The sequence below is a fragment of the Roseomonas gilardii genome (assembly GCF_001941945.1).
GTDB lineage: Bacteria > Pseudomonadota > Alphaproteobacteria > Acetobacterales > Acetobacteraceae > Roseomonas.
Genome location: NZ_CP015583.1, coordinates 2626933 through 2646038, shown reverse-complemented (window position 1 = coordinate 2646038; position 19106 = coordinate 2626933). Strand labels below are relative to the sequence as shown.

Annotated in this window: 18 protein-coding genes; 12 read left to right on the top strand and 6 right to left on the bottom strand. The window is 71.8% G+C overall.

The genetic code is table 11. The annotated features are described in order from the left end of the window. Positions 1–16: 16 nt before the first annotated feature. The 5 genes from RGI145_RS12105 to cysS all read left to right on the top strand — a co-directional run bounded on the left by RGI145_RS12105 (position 17) and on the right by cysS (position 5928). Positions 17–1015, top strand: a complete 999-nt coding sequence (locus RGI145_RS12105) for a DMT family transporter (protein WP_237183058.1) — start codon at positions 17–19, stop codon at positions 1013–1015. Positions 1016–1169: 154 nt separating this feature from the next. Next, positions 1170–2765: a nitrilase-related carbon-nitrogen hydrolase gene (locus RGI145_RS12100; RefSeq protein ID WP_075798546.1), complete on the top strand. Its 1596-nt coding sequence runs from the start codon at positions 1170–1172 to the stop codon at positions 2763–2765. Between the two features lie 10 nt (positions 2766–2775). Beyond that, a complete protein-coding gene (locus tag RGI145_RS12095) occupies positions 2776–3153 on the top strand; it encodes a hypothetical protein (RefSeq protein WP_075798545.1) in 378 nt (125 codons plus the stop codon). After that, the gene (gene gltX / locus RGI145_RS12090) at positions 3150–4478 is read left to right on the top strand and encodes a glutamate--tRNA ligase (protein ID WP_075798544.1); all 1329 of its coding nucleotides are present in this window, start codon (positions 3150–3152) and stop codon (positions 4476–4478) included. The genes RGI145_RS12095 and gltX overlap by 4 nt, the downstream gene beginning before the upstream one ends. Before the next feature lie 10 nt (positions 4479–4488). Beyond that, a complete protein-coding gene (gene cysS, locus RGI145_RS12085; protein ID WP_237183057.1) occupies positions 4489–5928 on the top strand; it encodes a cysteine--tRNA ligase in 1440 nt (479 codons plus the stop codon). A 36-nt stretch (positions 5929–5964) separates the two neighbouring features. Here the strand turns inward: cysS and RGI145_RS12080 are convergent, their stop codons facing one another. Then, entirely contained in the window at positions 5965–6750 is a 786-nt protein-coding gene (locus RGI145_RS12080; RefSeq protein WP_075798542.1) for a class I SAM-dependent methyltransferase, read from the bottom strand. 222 nt (positions 6751–6972) lie between these two features. On the opposite strand from RGI145_RS12080, the gene copM reads away from it, so the two are divergent. Both copM and RGI145_RS12070 read left to right on the top strand, forming a co-directional pair. Beyond that, complete coding sequence (gene copM, locus RGI145_RS12075; protein ID WP_075798541.1) at positions 6973–7356, top strand: CopM family metallochaperone; 384 nt, start codon at positions 6973–6975, stop codon at positions 7354–7356. Positions 7357–7441: 85 nt separating this feature from the next. Continuing rightward, positions 7442–8245, top strand: coding sequence for an RNA methyltransferase (locus tag RGI145_RS12070; RefSeq protein WP_075798540.1), 804 nt, complete (start codon positions 7442–7444; stop codon positions 8243–8245). A 3-nt stretch (positions 8246–8248) separates the two neighbouring features. Here RGI145_RS12070 and RGI145_RS12065 read toward each other — a convergent pair whose 3' ends face one another. Then, a complete protein-coding gene (locus tag RGI145_RS12065; RefSeq protein ID WP_075798539.1) occupies positions 8249–9727 on the bottom strand; it encodes an amino acid permease in 1479 nt (492 codons plus the stop codon). A 72-nt stretch (positions 9728–9799) separates the two neighbouring features. Continuing rightward, positions 9800–11494, bottom strand: a complete 1695-nt coding sequence (gene ggt / locus RGI145_RS12060; RefSeq protein WP_075798538.1) for a gamma-glutamyltransferase — start codon at positions 11492–11494, stop codon at positions 9800–9802. A gap of 196 nt (positions 11495–11690) precedes the next feature. Here ggt and RGI145_RS12055 point away from each other — a divergent pair, with 196 nt between their 5' ends. After that, on the top strand, positions 11691–14045 hold the full coding sequence (locus RGI145_RS12055) for a xanthine dehydrogenase family protein molybdopterin-binding subunit (protein WP_075798537.1): 2355 nt from the start codon (positions 11691–11693) through the stop codon (positions 14043–14045). A gap of 58 nt (positions 14046–14103) precedes the next feature. On the opposite strand, the gene RGI145_RS12050 is transcribed toward RGI145_RS12055, so the two are convergent. The 3 genes from RGI145_RS12050 to RGI145_RS12040 all read right to left on the bottom strand — a co-directional run bounded on the left by RGI145_RS12050 (position 14104) and on the right by RGI145_RS12040 (position 16034). Beyond that, positions 14104–14508, bottom strand: coding sequence for a type II toxin-antitoxin system VapC family toxin (locus RGI145_RS12050; RefSeq protein WP_075798536.1), 405 nt, complete (start codon positions 14506–14508; stop codon positions 14104–14106). 39 nt (positions 14509–14547) lie between these two features. Then, on the bottom strand, positions 14548–14781 hold the full coding sequence (locus tag RGI145_RS12045; RefSeq protein ID WP_075798535.1) for an AbrB/MazE/SpoVT family DNA-binding domain-containing protein: 234 nt from the start codon (positions 14779–14781) through the stop codon (positions 14548–14550). Between the two features lie 113 nt (positions 14782–14894). Continuing rightward, on the bottom strand, positions 14895–16034 hold the full coding sequence (locus RGI145_RS12040; protein ID WP_075798534.1) for a M20 family metallopeptidase: 1140 nt from the start codon (positions 16032–16034) through the stop codon (positions 14895–14897). 216 nt (positions 16035–16250) lie between these two features. Here RGI145_RS12040 and RGI145_RS12035 point away from each other — a divergent pair, with 216 nt between their 5' ends. The 4 genes from RGI145_RS12035 to RGI145_RS26020 all read left to right on the top strand — a co-directional run bounded on the left by RGI145_RS12035 (position 16251) and on the right by RGI145_RS26020 (position 18643). After that, on the top strand, positions 16251–16853 hold the full coding sequence (locus RGI145_RS12035) for an LOG family protein (protein WP_075798533.1): 603 nt from the start codon (positions 16251–16253) through the stop codon (positions 16851–16853). A gap of 23 nt (positions 16854–16876) precedes the next feature. Further along, on the top strand, positions 16877–17845 hold the full coding sequence (locus RGI145_RS12030) for a bifunctional riboflavin kinase/FAD synthetase (protein ID WP_075798532.1): 969 nt from the start codon (positions 16877–16879) through the stop codon (positions 17843–17845). A 444-nt stretch (positions 17846–18289) separates the two neighbouring features. Further along, positions 18290–18412 (top strand): hypothetical protein, encoded by a 123-nt coding sequence (locus RGI145_RS26025; RefSeq protein ID WP_256620830.1) that lies wholly within the window; start codon positions 18290–18292, stop codon positions 18410–18412. A 105-nt stretch (positions 18413–18517) separates the two neighbouring features. Further along, positions 18518–18643, top strand: a complete 126-nt coding sequence (locus RGI145_RS26020; protein ID WP_256620831.1) for a hypothetical protein — start codon at positions 18518–18520, stop codon at positions 18641–18643. Positions 18644–19106 lie beyond the last annotated feature (463 nt).

The following is a 19106-nucleotide window of genomic DNA, read 5'->3' as shown; positions in this document are numbered from 1 at the left end:
CGCAGTCTCGGCCGCCATGCCCGATTGCGTCGCCCGGCCCCTGCCGTCCAGCTCCTCCACGAAGCGCCCGGCGCCGGCGGAGGAGGACACCCTGCCCGGGTGCGCGCCCCGCGACCCCACGGAGGCGGCCCGGGAATGGCGGCTGGGCCTGCTCTGCATGCTGGGCGTGCTGGTCTGCTGGTCGGGCTTCCTGCTCTCCGGACGGCTCTCGACCAGGCAGGCCTTCACCCCGGGCGACATGGCGGCGTTGCGCTTCACCGGCAGCCTGCTGGCCGGGCTCGCGGTGGTGGCCTGGCGGGGCTGGCCGCGCCTATCCCTGGCCAGGGGGGCCGCGCTCGCCTTCTGCGCCGGCTTCGGCTACGCGCTGCCCGTCTATGCGGGCTTCGCCTATGCGCCGACCGCCCATGCCGGGGTGATGCTGATCGGCACGCTGCCCTTCGTCACCACCGCCCTGGCGGTCGTCTTCCTGGGCGAGCGCTGGACGCGGCAGCGCGTGCTGTCCCTGCTGGTGGTGGCGCTCGGCATCGCGCTGCTGGCCGGGGCGACGCTGGGCGAGCATCCGGGCGCCTGGCGGGGCGACCTGCTCTTCCTCCTCGCGGGCGTGTTCTGGTCCATCTACACGCTGCTGGTGCGACGCTGGCGCGTGCCGGCGCTGACGGCGGTGCTGGCCGTGGCGTTGCTGCCGGCGCCGGTCTTCCTGCCGCTCTGGTGGCTGTGCCTGCCGAGCAACCTGCCGGCCATCGGCTGGGGGCCGGTGCTCTGGCAGTTCGCCTACCAGGGCATCATCGCGGCGGTGATGGCGAGCTTCCTCTACACCCGCGCGGTGAACGCGCTGGGGGCGGCGACGGCCACGACCATCACCGCCTTCGTGCCCGCCCTGGCCACGATCGCCGCCTGGCCGCTGCTGGGCGAGGCGCTGTCGCCCGGCGGGCTGGCCGGGGTGGCGCTGGTCTCCGCAGGGATCATCCTGGGCGTGCTGGGACCCTGGGGCGGCCGCCGCGCGGCCCGGGGATAGGGCTGGGGATAGGGCTGGGGCAGGGGCCTCGGGGCTGCTCTGGGCCGCCCTCTCGCACCGCTCTCAACGTCACCAATTAATACTTTGTTTTACGCGGATATTTTCCCCCATCCGTGAATTCCCCCGGGAGACGCTCTGATTTAGCCTCCTGGCCATGCCGGAATCCGCCTCCCTGCGCATCGCCTTGGCCCAGACCGATCCCTGGATGGGGGACATAAGGCGCAACGCCGCCCGTCTCCTGGCGCTGCGCGCGGAGGCCGCCGCGCAGGGGGCCGACCTGCTGGTGGCGCCGCGTCTCGCCCTGCTGGGCGCGCCGCCCGAGGACCTGGCGCGCGATCCCGCCGTGCTGGCCGCCTGCGAGGCGGCGATCCGGCATCTGGCCGAGGCCACGGGCGATGGCGGGCCCGGCCTACTGCTCGGCGCCCCCTGGCGGGAGGCTGGGCGCTGCCACGACGCCGCCATCCTCCTCGATGGCGGACAGGTCCGCGCGCGGCGGGCGCGGCACGAACCCGGCGAGCCCGGGCTGGCAGAGGACGTGACTCTCTTCGCGACCGGCCCGGCCCCCGGGCCGATGGTCTTCCGCGGCCTGCGCCTCGGCGTGATGGTGGGGCCGGATTCCGCCGGGCCGGCGGTGGCGGAGACCCTGTCCGAAAGCGGCGCCGAGCTCCTGCTGGTCCTGGAGGCCGAGCCCTTCCGGCCGGGCGGGGCGGAGCGGCGCATCGACCGGGCGGTGGCCCGGGTGGTGGAGACCGGCCTGCCGCTGCTCTCGGTCAATCTCGCCGGGGCGCAGGACGGCATCGCCTTCGACGGCGCCTCCTTCGCCCTGAATGCCGACCGCCGGCTGGCCTTGCGCCTGCCCGGCCTGGCCGAGACCCTGTGCCTCTCGGATTGGCGGCAGGGCGACGCGGGGTGGGAGGCGGTGCCGCAGCCCCTGCCCGAAGCACCCGGGGAGCCGGGGGTGCTCTGGGAGGCGCTGCTGACAGGGCTTCGCGCCCATCTGCTGAAGAACGGCCATCGCGAGATCCTGATGGAGCTGGATGGCACCCCGGCGGCCGCGCTGACGGCCCTGCTGGCGGTGGAGGCCATCGGGGCGGCCCATGTGCGGGCGGTGCTGCTGCCGGGGCTCGGCATCCGCTCCGGCCGGCGGGCGGCGGAATGCGCCCTGCGCCTGGGCATCGGCACCGACACCCTGCCGACCGGTTCCGCCACCGGCGCGGTCCATTCGGTGCTGGGAGCGGAGGCCCGGGACCTCGACGTCTCGCCGCGCCTGCGCCACCTGCTGCTGGAGGCGCTGGCCGAGGCGCGTGGGGCGTTGCTGCTATCCTCCGGTACGCGGTCCCGATACCTGCTGGGGCTGATGGGGCCGGGGGCCTATGCGCCGCTTTCCGGCCTTTATGATAGCGAGGCCGCCGTGCTCGCCCGCTGGGGGCTGGAGCGGGGCTGGCTGACCGAGGTGCTGCTGCGCCCCTCCGAGGCTCCCGCGCCGGACCTGCCCGCCGGCCTGCCCCCGGCGGAACGGCTCGACCCCATCCTGCGGGCCCTGGCCGGGGAGGCCGGGCCGGATGACGGGTCGCCCCTGGACGCGCTGCTGCGGGACGGGCATGACCGGGCGACGGTGCTGCGGGTCTGGCGTTTGATGGACGGGGCCGCGTACAAGCGCCGGACCTCGCCGCCGGGCTGGGGGATCGGTCCCGCCGGCCCGGCCCGGCGCACCCCGATCACGAACGGATTTACGGCCCAACTGGCATGACGCTTCCGGCATGAGCGACCTTTTCTCCCCCGAGGGCGGCTATGCCGTCCGCATCCGCGACCTCTCCGGCGGCAATGGCGCCGAGCCGGTGGAGACGATCCGCGGCTTCGAGAGCCTGGCCCACGCCAATGCCTTCGCCCGCCGCTATGTGCGGGATTCCGTCGAGCGCTGCCGCGCCCCCGGCATGACCGGGGAGGAGGTGCTCGCCGCCTGGTTCGCCTTCGGCGAGGATGCCGACGTGACCGGCGCGGGCGGCGAGGGTTGGACCAGCGGCGCCGAGGTGAAGGGCTTCGCCGCGACGCGCGCCGCCGATGCCGAGGAGCGTAACTGGCGCGTGCTCGACCCGCGCCGGCTGGACGGGGACGAGGAAGGGGAGGACGAGGCATGAAGGTCCGCTTCGCCCCCAGCCCGACCGGCTACATCCATGTCGGCAATGCCCGGGCCGCGCTGGCCAACTGGCTCTTCGCGCGCCGCCAGGGCGGGCAGTTCCTCCTGCGCCTGGACGACACCGACACGGAGCGCTCCAAGCCCGAATATGCCCGGGCGATCGAGGAGGATCTCCGCTGGCTCGGCCTCGACTGGGACGCGTTCCTGCGCCAGTCCGACCGCACCGCCCTCTACGCCGCCGCCGCCGAGAAGCTGAAGGCGCAGGGCCGGCTCTATCCCTGCCTGGAAAGCGAGGAGGAGCTGGAGTTCAAGCGCGAGCAGCGCCGCCGCCAGGGCAAGGCGCCCGTCTATGACCGCGCCGCGCTGCGGATGACGCCGGAGCAGCTCGCCAAGGCCGAGGCGAACGGCAAGCGGCCCTACTGGCGCTTCAAGCTCTCGGGCGGCGAAGTGGGCTGGCGCGACATGGTGCTGGGCGACCGGCGGGTGAAGCTCCCGGCCCTGTCCGACCCGGTGCTGGTGCGCGCGGACGGCACCTTCCTCTATACCTTCACCTCGGTGGTGGACGACCTGGAAACGGGGATCACCCATGTCATCCGGGGGGAGGACCACGTCACCAACACCGGCATCCAGCTCGACATCATGGGCGCGCTGGGCATGGGGCGGGAGATCCGCTTCGCCCATCTGCCGCTGCTGGTGGATGCCGAGGGCGCGCCGCTGTCGAAGCGGCTGAACAGCGTCTCGCTGCGCCAGTTCCGCCGCGACGGGATCGAGCCGGCGGCGCTGGCCGGCTACCTCGCCGCGCTGGGCTCGCCGCGCGACCCGGTGCCCGCCATGCCGGCCAACCTGGTGGCGGGCTGGTCGCTGGAGGGGCTGTCCCGCTCCGCCGCGCGCTTCGACCCGCGGCAGATGATGGCGCTGAACCGGAAATACCTGCACGGGCTGGACTTCGCCGCCCTGCGCGACCGGCTGCCGCCCGAGGCCACGGAGGAGTTCTGGCTGGCGGTCCGGGGCAATCTCGACACGCTCGGGGAAGCAAAGGACTGGCTCGACGTGGTGGAGGGGGATATCCTTCCCTCCGAGCAGCCCGAGGAAGCGGATTTTCTCCGCGCCGCCCTGGCCTGCCTGCCCGAGGAGCCCTGGAACGGTGACACCTGGTCGCGATGGACGGCGGAACTGGCGGGACGCACGGGGCGCAAGGGCCGCGTGTTGTTCTGGCCGCTGCGCCGGGCGCTGACCGGCGAGGAACACGGGCCCGACCTCAAGGCCCTCCTGCCGCTGATCGGGCGCGACCGCGCCGTGCAGCGGCTCACCGCCTCGGCGGGATGAGTACCGATTGATGCAGATCCAGCTCCACGACAGCGCCCAGCGGCGCAAGCGCGACTTCACGCCGATCGACCCGAAGAACATCCGCCTCTATGTCTGCGGCCCGACGGTCTATGACCTCGCGCATCTCGGCAATGCGCGGCCGGTCGTCGTCTTCGACGTGCTCACGCGCTTCCTGCGCCGCGCTTTCCCGCGCGTCACCTATGTCCGCAACATCACGGACGTGGACGACAAGATCAACGCGCGCTCCCGCGAGACGGGCGAGCCGATCGCCGCCATCACCGCGCGCACGGCGGCGGATTTCCACGCGGACATGGCGGCGCTGAACTGCGCGCCGCCGGACCACGAGCCGCGTGCGACCGAGACGATCCCCGAGATGATCGCGATCATCGAGCGGCTGATCGCCAACGACTATGCCTATGTGGCGGAGGGGCATGTGCTCTTTTCCGTCTCCGCCTATGCCGAGTACGGGCGGCTCTCGGGCCGCGATCCGGAGGAGATGCTGGCCGGCGCCCGTGTCGAGGTCGCGCCCTACAAGCGCGATCCGGGCGATTTCGTGCTGTGGAAGCCCTCGGACGACGAGACGCCGGGCTGGGACAGCCCCTGGGGCCGTGGGCGCCCCGGCTGGCATATCGAATGCTCCGCCATGTCGTGGAAGTATCTCGGCGAGGAGTTCGACATCCATGGCGGCGGGCAGGACCTGCTCTTCCCGCACCATGAGAACGAGGTGGCGCAGAGCTGCTGCGCCTTCCCCGGCAGCCATTTCGCGCATTACTGGATGCACAACGGCATGCTCCGGGTGAACGGCGAGAAGATGTCGAAGTCGCTCGGCAACTTCCTCACCGTGCGCGACATCCTGGCCAACGGGCCCTGGGCGGGCGAGGCCTTCCGCCTGCTGCTGCTGCGCACCCATTACCGCTCCGAGATCGACTACACGCAGGAGCGGCTGGAGGAGGCGAAGCGGGAGCTGGACGACTTCTACGCCCTGCTGGCCCGCATTCCCTCGGATGCCGCGGCGGATGAGGATCAGGCCGCGCAACTCGCCGCCTGGGCGGTGGAGCCGCTGGCCGACGACCTGAACACGCCGCTGGCGCTCGCCCGGCTGCGCGACCTGCGGACGCTGGCCAATATCGGCGCCGTGGGCGGCTCCGCGACCGTGGTGCTGGGCCGCGTCGGCCTCGCCGAGGCTCCTGCGCCCGGCACGGCGGCGGCGGCGCTGCGCGAGGCCGCCGGGGTGCTGGGGCTGCTCGGCAGCGATCCGCAGGTCTGGCGCCAGGGCGGGGACGCCGGCGCGGATGGCGAGGCAGCGGTGGTCGAAGCCGCCATCGCCGCGCGCCTCGCCGCCCGCAAGGCACGCGATTGGGCGGAGGCCGACCGCATCCGCGACGACCTCGCCGCGAAGGGCATCGTGCTGGAGGACGGCCCCAAGGGCACGACCTGGCGCCGGGCCTGAGCGGTGGCGCGAGGCGCTCCCTCGGCCGGGAGCGCCTCAGCCCTTCCGCGCGCGGATATGCAGGAAAAGCGGCACCACCCGCGTGTCGGCCACGCCCGGCACCTCCCGCGCCACCTCCTCGCTGGCCGAGGGCTCGCCCATCGCCTCGATCCGCAGCCCGGCCGCCAGGATGATCCCGACCCAGCCGGACAGGGTCCGGTGGAAGCGCGGCACGCGGAAGGGCGGCACGCGGGTGCGTTCCGCCGGGGGCAGGGTGGAGAAGTGCCATTCCTCCACGGCCCCGGCGGTGTCCTCGAAGTAGCGCGCCAGCTCGACGCCGCGCACCCGGCCATCGGCCTCGCGCAGCACCTTCCGGTGCGGCGGCGCGAAGCAGGGGTGCAGGATCGAGAACTGCAGGAAGCCACCGGGGCGCAGCACCCGCGCCGTCTCGCGCAGTGCCAGCGCCTGATCCGGCATGTCCATCAGCGACATGAACGCCGTGGCGAAGTCGAAGCGCGCATCGGGAAAGGGCAGGGCGGTGCCGTCCCCCACGCCATAGGCGATGCCGAGCGGCTCCGCCGCCTCGGCTTCCCGCGCATGGCGGATGAAGGTGGGGGCGATGTCCACCGCCCGCATCCGGGCGCCGTGCCGGGCGAGCTGGCGGGTGTTGGCCCCTTCGCCACAGCCGATGTCGAGCCCTTCCAGCTTCGCTACGGGTGGGAGCATGGCCAGGAAGGCCGGCGTGTTCAGAGCGTCACGATAGACATCGAGCCCGGCACGGACCTGCCGCGTCCAGTGCTCCGCATTCGCCTCCCACAGCGTGGTGACCTTGGCTTGGTGCATGGCGCGTTTCCCTGATCCCGGCGGGGGGGGCGAGGGGTGGCCCGGATACCGGGCCCGGTCCAGTGAAATGCCGATGACGCCCTGGCCGGACGGAGGCGGAGGAACACGCCCAGGGACAGCGGCGGCGCCAAACGTGTCGGGAAAGCGCGCAAAGGCCTCTTGCCTTCCCGCAAGGGGAAGGCCGCAGCCCTGTTTCTCCGCAATCCGGGAAGGAGAAACCCAATGTTCCGTGCCCTGCTGCTTTTGGGAGGGCTGACCCTCGCCGTGCCGGCCATGGCGCAGATGTCCGGCCATACAGGCCACGGCGCCTCGCCATCCGCCCCCGCCGCCCCCGCCACGGGGCAGGCCGCGTCGAGCCCCAGCACGGCGGAATACCGCGCCGCCATGGAGAAGATGCACGGGGCCATGGCCATCCCCTATACGGGCGATGCCGACAAGGATTTCGTGGCCGGGATGATCCCGCACCACCAGGGCGCCATCGACATGGCCCGGATCGTGCTGAAATACGGCAAGGACCCGGAGATCCGGAAGATCGCCCAGGATGTGGTCTCGGCGCAGGAGCGGGAGATCCGGGAGCTGGAGGCGATCCGCAAGCGGCTGAACTGAGCCCCGCGCGGCGGCCCCTTGCTCCGGCGCCTCCGGCGACGCATGCACGCGGCCTGACATGGGCGCGAGGCGGGAGAGCGAGGGCATGACGGGACGGGATGGCGGCGCGGACCTGCATCCGGCACCGGGCGAGAGCCCGATCGTGGTGCTGGTCCGGCCGCAACTGGCGGACAATATCGGCGCCGTGGCGCGGGCCATGGCCAATGGCGGGCTGTTCCATCTGCGCCTCGTGGCGCCCCGCGACGGCTGGCCACAGGAGCGCGCCTGGGCCACGGCGAGCGGCGCCGGGCGCATCCTCGATGCCGCCACGGTGCATGCGACGGTGGCGGAGGCGGTGGGGGATTGCCAGCGCGTCTTCGCCACCTGCCCACGCCCGCGCCATGTGATCATCCCCGTGCGCACGGCGCGAGCGGCGGCCGAGGACCTGCGCGAGATCAACGGGCGCGGGCTGCGGGCGGCGGTGCTGTTCGGGCCGGAGCGGGCCGGGCTGGACAACGAGGACATGGCGCGGGCGGACACGCTGGTGCGCTACCCGCTGAACCCCGCCCATATGTCGCTGAACCTCGCCCAGGCGGTGATGGTGCTGGCCTATGAGTGGTGGACCGCCGCCGAGGCGACGCCGCAGCGCCAGCTCATGACCAACGAGACGCATGTCGCCACCAAGGAGGAGCTGGAAGGCTTCCTCGGGCGCCTGACCTCGGAACTGGATGCCTGCGGCTTCCTCAGCAACGCGCAGAAGCGGCCGGGGATGATCCGCAACCTGCGCCACCTCTTCCAGCGCGGCGAGGTGACGGAACAGGAGTTGCGGACCCTGCACGGCGTGGTGAGCGAGCTGTCGCGCGGCCGGATGAAGCGCGGACGGCCGGAGGATGAGGAGGGGTTGGTCTGACCTTCACTCCGCCGGCTGCCCCGGCCCGGCCCGGCCCTCCTGGCGTAGCAGGGAGTGGCGGCGGCCGTAGAGCGCATAGATCACCAGCCCCACCGCCATCCACACCACCAGCCGCAGCCAGGTGTCGAACGGCAGTCCCGCCATCAGCAGCAGGCTGAAGCCGATGCCCAGCACCGGCACGACCGGCACGCCCGGCGCGCGGAAGGGCCGGTCCATGCGCGGCGCGTGGCGGCGGAGATAGAGCACCGCGCCGCAGACCATCACGAAGGCGAAGAGCGTGCCGATGCTCACCATCTCGCCCAGGATGCCGATGGGCAGCACCGCCGCGATCAGCGCCACGATGGAGCCGATCGCGATCTGGCTGATCCAGGGCGTGTGCCGCCGCGGATGGATGCGCGAGAAGACCGGTGGCAGCAGCCCGTCGCGGGAGATGGTGAGGAAGATCCGGCTCTGCCCATAGAGCAGGACGAGGATCACCGTGGTCAGCCCGGCGATGGCGCCGATCTTGATCAGGCCGGAAAGCCAGGGCAGGCCCATGGCATCGACGCCCTTGGCGATGGGATCGGCGACGTTGAGCTGCGCATAGGGCACGAGCCCGGTGAGCACCGCCGCCACCAGCACATAGAGCAGGGTGCAGACGGCCAGCGAGGCGAGGATGCCGATGGGCATGTCGCGTTGGGGCGACTTCGCCTCCTGCGCCGCGGTGGAGATGGCGTCGAAGCCGATGAAGGCGAAGAACACCACGCCCGCGCCGCGCAGCACGCCGCTCCAGCCGAAATGGCCGAACTCGCCGGTGTTCGCGGGCAGGAAGGGCTGCCAGTGGGCCGGGCTGACATAGGCCGCGCCGACCAGGATGAAGGCCAGCACGATGGCCAGCTTCACCGCCACCATGATGTTGTTCAGCCGCGAGGACTCCCGCGTGCCCAGCACCAGCAGCGCGGTCAGCGCCAGCACGATCAGCGCGGCGGGCAGGTTGAGCAGCGCCCGCGCCTCGCTGCCATCGGCCAGATGCACGACGGTGCCGGTCGCCTGCGTCAGCGCCGGCGGCAGGTGCAGGCCGAACCCGCCCAGCAGGCTGCCCACATAGCCCGACCAGCCAACCGCCACGGTCGCCGCGCCCATGGCGTATTCCAGGATCAGGTCCCAGCCGATGATCCAGGCGGCCAGCTCGCCCAGCGTGGCATAGGTATAGGTATAGGAACTGCCGCTGACGGGGATCAGCGCCGCCAGCTCGGCGTAGCAGAGGCCGACGAAGGCGCAGGCGATGCCGCCGAGCAAGAAGCTCAGCATCAGCGCCGGCCCCGCATACTGTGCCGCCGCCGTGCCGGTCAGCACGAAGATGCCGGCGCCGATGATCGCGCCGATGCCCATGGCGGTGATGCTGACGGGGCCCAGGCTCTTGCGCAGCGGCGCCTCGCCGCCATCGGCGGAGGCGACGATGTCGGGGATGCTCTTGCGCGCGGTGAGGGCGGAACTGTCCATCGGCGGACCGCTCCCTTTCCATGGAACCGGTCCGGTAATGCCGGGTGTGACGGAACGGTTGCGTCGGCGGCGCTACCGCCGCGCCTGCTCCAGCACGAAACGCACGCCGGACTTCGCCAGCCCGCCCGCCACGCCGATGGGCGTGCCATCGGCACGCCAGCAGGCGGCGCCGGTCATCGTGCCACCCTCCCCGAAAGCGATCAGGTTCATGCCGCCGCCCACGGTCGGCACCGTCGCGACCTTGTGGCCCATGGCGGCGAGTTCCTCCCGCACCGTCGGGGCGACGCCGCCCTCGGCCTCCAGCGCCAGGCCCTGGGTCCAGATCCGGGGGGCTTCCACAGCCTCCTGCGGGCTCATGCCATGGTCGATCATGTTCAACACCGCCTGCATCGCGGAGCCGAAGATCTTCAGCCCGCCCGGCAGGCCCAGCGCGAAGACCGGCCTGCCGTCGCGCAGCACGATGGTCGGTGCCATGGAGGTGGTGATGCGCTTGCCCGGCGCCACGGACTGGGTCAGGCCGGGCCGGGGGTCGAAGTTGCACATGTAGTTGTTGGGGATCAGCCCCAGCCCGGGGATGCGGACCCGCGCGCCGAAAAGGCCGTTGATGGTCTGCGTCATGGCCACGACATTGCCGGCGGCGTCGGCGGTGGTGACATGGGTGGTGTCGGCGCTCTCGGCCAGCGGCGCGAGGCCGGGCGCCCAGTCGCGCGCGTGGCCGGGGTCGAATTCCGCGCGGCGCTCCCCGGCATAGTCCCTGGAGATCAGCCGCTCCACCGGGATGCGCACGAAAGCCGGATCGGCGGTGACCATGGCGCGGTCGGCGAAGGCGAGCTTCAGCGCCTCGGCGATCCGGTGCAGGGTCGGCGCCGTGCCGAAGCCCAGGGCACGGAGATCGAAGCCCTCCAGGAAGTTCAGCATCTGCACTATGTGCATGCCGCCGGCGGAGGGAGCGGGCGGGCCGACCACCTCATGCCCGCGATAGGTGCCGCGCACCGGCTCGCGCTCGACCGGCGCGGTGCTGGCGAGGTCCTCCCGCGTCAGGATGCCGCCGTTCCGGGCAAACCAGTCGCAGGCGGCCTGCCCCAGCGCGCCCCGGTAGAAGGCGTCCGGCCCTTCCTGGGCGATGGTGCGCAGCGTCTCGGCCGTGTCGCCCTGGACCAGCCGCGCCCCGGCCTTCAGCGGCGTGCCGCCGGGCAGGAAGACCCGCGCCATCTCCGGGTCCAGCGCCAGGTCCGCCGCCGCGTCGGCGATGCAGTCGGCGAGATAGGTGGTGACGATGAAGCCCCGGCTGGCATGGCGGATCGCCGGCTCCATCACATCCGCGAGCGGCAACGTGCCATAGCGGGCCAGGATGTCGCACCAGGCGCGCAGCGCGCCCGGCGAGGCGACGGCCAGGGGCCCGACCGTGTTGGCCCGGCCCAGCGTCTCCATGCGCCGCGCCGGGTCGTCGGAGGCCGGGGTGTACATGCTCCCCGACCCGGCCAGCGGCGCGGCGGAAAGCCCGTCCACGATGACGTGGCGCCCATCGGCGAGGCGCAGATGCGTCAGGCCACCGCCCAGCGGCCCGGTCATCATCGGCTCCACCACCGAGAGGGTGAAGAAGGCGGCGATGGCGGCGTCCACCGCGTTGCCCCCGGCCGCCAGCATCTCGGCCGCGGCGGCGGAGCCCAGCGGGTGGTTGGTCACCGCCATGCCACGGCTGCCGGTGGCCGGTGCCTTCTGCGTGGTGAAGATCGATCCCGCCCGAGCGCGCCAGCCGCCGTCCATGACTTCCCCTCGCGATGAAACGGGCGCACCATCCTCCCGGCCGTCCGCCAAGCCAAGACCGGAATCCCCGTTCCGGCCCGGTTTTTGCCTCTCGCCCTGGTGGTGGCCCCTCCTGTCGAGTGGGCCGACGGCCCGCCTCATCTGTCCTGCCCCATCTGGGCCGCATACCGATCCGTCCGCTTCCGGAGGCCACGCCATGCCCGATACGACCATGCCCGATCCCACCCGCATGCGCTTCGCCGTGGGCCAGCCGGTCACGCGGCGGGAGGACCCGATGCTGCTGCGGGGCGAGGGGCGCTACACGGACGACCTGCAGGCCGAGGGGCAGGCCTATGCTTGGATGGTGCGCAGCCCCTATGCCCACGGCGTGATCAACGGCATCGACACGGCCGAGGCGAAGTCCATGCCGGGCGTGCTGGCGATCTACACCGGGGCCGATCTCGCGGAATACGGCCCGATCAAATGCGCCATGCCGCTGAAGAACCGCGACGGCAGCCCGCTTTCCTCGCCGGTCCGCCCGGCCCTGGCGATGGACCGCGTGCGCTATGTCGGCGACCCCGTGGCCATCGTCATCGCCGAGACGCCGGCCGAGGCGCGCGACGCGGCGGAGGCGGTGATGCTGGACATCGACCCGCTCGACGCCGTCACCGAGGCCTCCGCCGCCGCCGCGCCGGGCGCGCCACAACTCTACGACGACGTGCCGGGCAACGTGGTGCTGGACTGGCATTCGGGCGATGCGGAAAAGGTCGCCGCCGCCTTCGCCGGCGCCGCGCACCGGGTGAAGCTGTCGCTGCGCAACAACCGCATCGTGGTGGCCGCGATGGAGCCGCGTGCCGCCATCGCGGAATACGACGCGGAGAGCGGTCGCTACACGCTGCGCGCCTGCTCGCAGGGCGTCTTCGGCCTGCGCCGCCAGATCGCCGAGGACATCCTCAGGGTGCCGGTGGAGAAGGTGCATGTGCTGACCACCCAGGTCGGCGGCTCCTTCGGCATGAAGGGCACGGTCTATCCGGAATATCCCGGCATGTTCCACGCGGCGCGGCTGCTGGGCCGGCCGGTGAAGTGGACGGACGAGCGCTCCGGCTCCTTCGTCTCCGACCAGCACGGGCGCGACCACGAGACGGTGGCGGAACTGGCGCTGGACGCGGAGGGGCGCTTCCTGGCGGTGCGGCTGACCTCCTTCGCCAATATGGGCGCCTACCTCACCACGGTCGGCCCGCTGATGGGCACGATGGGCTTCGTCAAGAACATCCAGTCCAACTACGCCACGCCGCTGATCGAGGTGGATACCAAGTCGGTCTTCACCAACACCAGCCCCGTCGGCGCCTATCGCGGCGCCGGGCGCCCCGAGGGCAACTACTACATGGAGCGGCTGGTCGAGGCCGCCGCGGCGCAGATCGGCATGGACCCGCTGGAACTGCGCCGCCGCAACCACATCCAGCCCGGGCAGATGCCCTACAGCACCGCCGCCGGCACACAGTATGACGGCGGCGAGTTCACCGCGCTGATGGAGGAGGCGCTGCGCCAGGCCGACTGGGACAGCTTCGCCGCGCGCCGGGAAGACAGCGCCTCGCGCGGGCTGTTGCGCGGGCGCGGGCTCGGCAACTACCTCGAATGCACCGCCCCCGCCGGCAAGGAGCATGGCGGCGTTCGCTTCGAGGAGGATGGCGGCGTCACCATCATCACCGGCACGCTCGACTACGGCCAGGGCCACTGGACTCCCTTCGCGCAGCTCCTCGGCAGCCGCCTCGGCGTGCCCTTCGACCGGATCAGGCTGATCCAGGGCGATTCCGACCTGCTGAAGCACGGTGGCGGCACCGGCGGGTCGCGCTCCATGATGTCCTCCGGCACCGCGATCATCGAGGCCTCGGAGAAGGTGATCGAGAAGGGCCGCGAAGCCGCCTCGCACCTCCTCGAAGCCGCCGTGGCGGATATCGAGTTCGACCCGGAGAATGGCCGCTTCGCCATCGCCGGCACGGATCGCGGCATCGGCATCCTGGAACTGGCCGCGCGCATGCGGACCGCGCCGGAACTGCCGGAGGAGCTGCGCTCCCTCGACGTGACGCATGTCACCGAGGACAAGCCGATGGCCTATCCCAATGGCTGCCACGTCGCCGAGGTCGAGGTCGATCCGGAAACCGGCCATGTGCATCTCGTGCGCTACCTCGCCGTCAGCGATTTCGGCGTCGAGGTGAACCCGATGATGGTGCAGGGGCAGGTGCATGGCGGCGTCGCCCAGGGCATCGGCCAGGCGCTGATGGAGCGCGTCTCCTATGACGAGGGCGGGCAGATCCTGTCCGCCTCCTTCATGGACTACGCCCTGCCGCGCGCCGAGGACCTGCCGCCGATCCTCACCGCCTCCCGGCCCGTCCCGGCCAAGACCAACCCGGTCGGTGCCAAGGGCTGCGGCGAGGCCGGCTGCGCCGGCTCACTGCCGGCGGTGATGAACGCGCTCGCTGATGCGCTGCGCGCCGCCGGGGCCGAGCCGGTGGACATGCCCGCCACGCCGGAGAAGGTCTGGATGGCGCTGCAGCGCGCGTCGCGGGGCTGAGCAGCCTTGCCGTGCTCCGGGGGGAGGGTGTCCCCCCGGGGGCACTCACGGAAGCCTGTCAGGCTCCGGGCGCGATCAGGGTGACGGAGGGGAAATAGCTGCGGTAGCGTCCGACATCCCGCGTGAGCAGGGGCAGTTTCGCGACGGCAGCATGGGAGCCGATCAGGAAGTCCGGAAGCACACCTGTCCGTGACCCGCCGCGCGCCCGGTAGTTCTGGAAGGCCTTGCCAGCCAGGAACAAGGCTGCCCGGGGCATCGGCTGCAACACGACTCCGGCCCCTTCCAGAAAGGCATCCACGGCTTCGATCGCCGGGAAGCGAACCGACAATTCCGCATAGACGATGTCGTTGATCAGCAATGGGCCGGCAACGGTCGCGGCATCGAGTTGCCGGATGGACCAGTCCACCCAGTTCGGGTCGTCGGTGGCGAGGTCGAGCAGGATATTGGTATCGACCAGCGTCATACCCCAGGTTCGCCCTCCGGGCCCGGCTCGCTCGCTTCCTTAGTCACCCCGCGTCAGGGCCATGATCTCGTCGGTGCTCATGCCATGCCCGGCCGCCCCCCGCAGCCGCTCGAAGCGGCTGCGGGGGGCGGCCGTGTCATCGGCGCGTGCCAGCACCACTCGGCCATCCGGTGCGACCTGGAATTCGACGGCGGTGCCGGTGGTGATGCCAAGCAGGTCTCGGACCGGCTTCGGGATGGTGACCTGCCCCTTGCTGGTGACGATGGTGGCCATGGCTTGCTTCCGGTAATACCGATGTTTCCTTTGGGTATTACCCTGGCCTCCGCCACGGCCGTGTCAAGCCCGTGGCGGAGGCCATGGCCCCCACCAGGGCCATCGGCGATGCCTCAGAGCGTCTCGATCAGCCCCGCCAGCACCTGCCCCCGCGCGGCGAGGTCGCGCCACAGGATATGCTCGTGCGGCGCATGGGCGCCCGCGCCGGTACAGCCCAGCCCGTCCAGGGTCGGGATGCCGAGCGCGGCGGTGAAGTTGCCGTCCGAACCGCCGCCGCGATGCTGCTTCGGCAGGTCATAGCCCGCCTGCCGCGCCAGTTGGCACGCCGTCTCGTAAAGGCGCAGGGTTTCCGCCGTCTCCTCCATCGGCGGGCGGTTCATGCCGCCGGTGATCTCGATGCGGATGCCGTCCCGTTCCCCGGCGAGGGCCAGGATGGCCCGCTCCATCGCCACGCCATCCGCCTCGTTGGCAACGCGCAGGTCGATCTCGCAGCCGGCCTCGGGCGGGACGACATTGGGGCGGGTGCCGCCCCAGACGGGGGCCACGTTGGTGGTCACGCCGCGCTCCAGGTCCACCATCCCGTGCACCTTCAGCACCAGCTCGGACAGCGCCACCACGGCGCTGCGCCCCTCGCTCCAGTTGCCGCCGGCATGGGCGGAAACGCCATGGATCTTCACCACGAAGCGCCCCACGCCCTTGCGCGCGGTGACGCAGGCGCCCTGCGGCCCGCCCGCCGGCTCGGCGATCAGCACGGCCGAGGCGTCGCGCGCCTCGCGCTCGATGATGGCGCGGGAGGTGGGGGAGCCGACCTCTTCGTCCGGCGTCATGATCAGCGTGACCGGGCTCCGCGTCGCCACCTTCTGCCGCAGGATCTCGCGCACCGCGTGGAAGGCGAGGAAGGAGCCCGCCTTCATGTCGTAGATGCCGGGGCCATAGGCCTTGTCGCCCTCGACCCGGAAGGGCATCGAGGAAGCGAGGGTGCCGTTGTCCCACACCGTGTCGAGATGCACGCAGACCACCACCGGCTTGCGGTTGCTGCCGGCGGGGCCGGGCAGGCGGGCGATCAGGTTGTCGCCATAGCCGTCGCGGCCGGGGATGCGCTCCAGCGCGGCGCCGGCCTCGCGCAGCCCGGCCTCGGCACGGTCCACCAGCCGGTTCACCGCGGCGGGATCGGTGGTCGGGGTCTCCGTCTCGACCCAGAGGCGCAGTTCCTCCAGCAGTCTCTCGCTGGTTCCGATCTCGGTGGCGGGCATGCAGGCTCCTCGCGGCAAGGCGGCCTGTCCCAGGGGGCTTGGCGCCCGCCCGGCGGCAGGTCCCCGGTTGGAAAGCGGGTGGTGTCGCGCCGCCCGCCCGGCTTGTCCACGGGGGGTGGCGGGGATTCGCGATGCGGGAGGGGCGGCGCCCCGCCTGAGCGGATCGTCATCCCGGCCCGCTTTCCCCGGCGGCGCCGATGCCCTTAGATCAGGGCCATGGAAGAGACGAAGACGTTGAAGCGTGTCTGTGTGTTCTGCGGCGCCAGCGGCGGCGCCCGCCCGGTCTATGCCGAGACCGCCCGCGCCCTGGGCGAGGCGATCGCGGCGCGGGGACTGGACCTGGTCTATGGCGGCGGCAAGGTCGGGCTGATGGGCGTGGTGGCCGATGCCGCCCTGGCGAACGGCTCCGAGGTGGATGGGGTGATCCCCGAGGCGCTGATGCAGCGCGAGGTCGGGCACGGCTCGGTGACGCGGCTGCATGTCGTGGGATCGATGCACGAGCGCAAGGCGATGATGGCGGAGCTGTCGGACGGCTTCGTGATCCTGCCCGGCGGCTTCGGCACGATGGAGGAGGTCTTCGAAGTGCTGACCTGGTCGCAGCTCGGCCTGCACACCAAGGGCGCGGTCTTCCTCGATGTCGATGGCTATTGGACGCATCTCATGAAGGCGCTGGACGGGATGCAGGCGGAAGGCTTCCTGAAGCCCGAGCACCGCTTGCTGGCCATGCGGGCGGAAACGCCGGACCAGGCGCTGGACATGCTGGCCGCCTTCCGCCCGCCCGAGGTGGCGCGCTGGATCGTCAGCCCGGCCCAGACCTGAGCGGCTGCAGCGGGGTTCCGGCCATGACCCAGTCTTCCGTTCCCGAAGCGGAGTGCCTGTTGCTCACGGACTGGCGCGACGTGCCGGCGGCGGCACGCGGCGCGGCCGTGGCGCTGGGCAATTTCGACGGCGTGCATCGCGGCCACCGGGCGGTGCTGGGCGCGGCCCACGCCGCGCGGCCTGACCTGCCCCTGGCGGCGCTCACCTTCGAGCCGCATCCGCGCGAGTATTTCCGCCCCGACGACCCGCCCTTCCGGCTGACGCCCCTGCCGGCGAAGCGGCGGGCGCTGGCGGCGGGGGGCTGCCGCATCGTCTATGCGCTGCCCTTCGGACCCGAACTGGCGGCGATGAGCGCGGAGGACTTCGTGGAGGAGGTGCTGCATCGTGGGCTCGGGGCGCGTCACCTGGCCTGCGGCGCCGACTTCGCCTTCGGGCACCGGCGGGGCGGCGACACCGCCTTCCTGGCCCATGCGGCGGAGGCGCGCGGCATCGGCCTGTCCGTGGTGCCGCCGGTATCGGATGCCGAGGGCACCCTGTCCTCCACCCGCATCCGCCGCGCCCTGCAGGACGGCTATCCGGAGCGCGCCACGCGCGACCTGGGCCGGGTCTGGGAGATCGCGGGGGAGGTCGTGCATGGCGACAAGCTGGGCCGCGTCCTGGGCTGGCCCACGGCCAATCTCTGGCTCGGCCGGTACCTGGAGCCGGCGCGCGGCGTCTATGCCGTGACCGTGGCGCTGCCGGATGGGCGGGAGGCGAAGGGCGTCGCCAATATCGGGCGCCGCCCTACCCTGGGAGGGGACCCGCAAACCCGGCTGGAGGTCTATCTCTTCGACTTCTCCGGCGACCTCTACGGACAGGAGATCCGGGTTCGGCTGGTGCACTTCCTGCGGGCGGACGCGACCTTCGCCGGGCTGGAGGAACTCAAGGCCGCCATCGCCCAGGATGCCGAGGACGCCCGGCGGGTGCTGCGCCAGGACCGTCCCGCTCCCTAGGATGCGGCCCCCGGGTGGCGGGGTGCTGTTTGTATTCCGGCCCGCCACCCGCTGTCCGCGGACATGCCCGTGGATCGCCCGGGCGGCCCGGCGATGATGGACCTGCGACGGACGGCCGCGTCGTCGTGGCTGGCCTGCCCGCCCCCGGCCGCGCCGGAACGCCACCCACCTGGGGAAGACCCGCGACAAGGGGCCGCCATTCCCGGAACCGGACCGGCTCGCGCATAATCTATATGATACATGACCAAGTTGATTGGGTCGTACATAAGACAAATGGCTCGGAACTTACATAAGACACGGCGGATTTTGACTTGGGGCCAATTCAGGCATTCAAGAACAGCGGGTCAGGATGCCCCGTTTATGCTTGAATGACGCGCCGCAGCGAAGCATCTTGATGCTCAGCTCACAGGCCGGATCAGACCGGCCGAGCCAAGAGGTCATCCCATGCTTGAAGTCGTGTTCGTTGCTGTTCTCGCGGCGCTCGCCGGCGGCAATGTCGCCGCTCAGGTCGTGATGGGCACGCTCTACCCGAACGGCCTGCCGCCGCGCCTGCGGATGGCCGACTGACCGAAACGGGCTCCGGCCTTCCGCCGGCGCCTCCCGTGATGTCCTGCCGGGCGGAGGATGGCGCAGCGCCTTCTCCGCCGGCCCGGACCGAAGGAGTTCCCTGCCATGTTCGCTCTGGTGCTCAGCATCGCTGCCCTCGGCGCTTCCCTCGTCGGCAACATCGTGGCCCGCCAGCACATGGACCATCTGCCCGCCAGCCTGCTCGACAGCGCGGCCCGCACGGCCCAGTAACCAGTTCAGTAACCGGCCCGGTAACGGCGCCGCAAAGGGCTGGACCCGCAACGGGCCGCGCGGCGGCCTCCGGCGGCCAGCCCCTCGCTGACGGACGGCCCGGCGACGGACCGTCCATGCTTTCCCGGCGATCGCCTTCCCGGCCCGCCGGATCATCCTCCCAGGGCTTGCGCCGGGAGAGACCGGCCCCGGCAGCCCCCGCTGCGACGGGGGGGCTTCAGCCATCCCCCCTTCCGTACCTTCGCTATCCCGGATTTGCCGGCCAGAGCTTCCGCCCCGCATCGCCGCCTCCGCTGGCTGAGGCCCGGCCGCGTGGCCGCGCCATGGCGCGCGACTTGACCGGAACGGACCGGCCTCCGCATAAGGCGCCCATGTCCAGGCGGCACACAGCGCGAATTACCCGCCCGGCCCTCGGCTGAGGGCCGGGTTCCCCTTGTCCTTCGCGCCTTCCCCCGCCATTGCC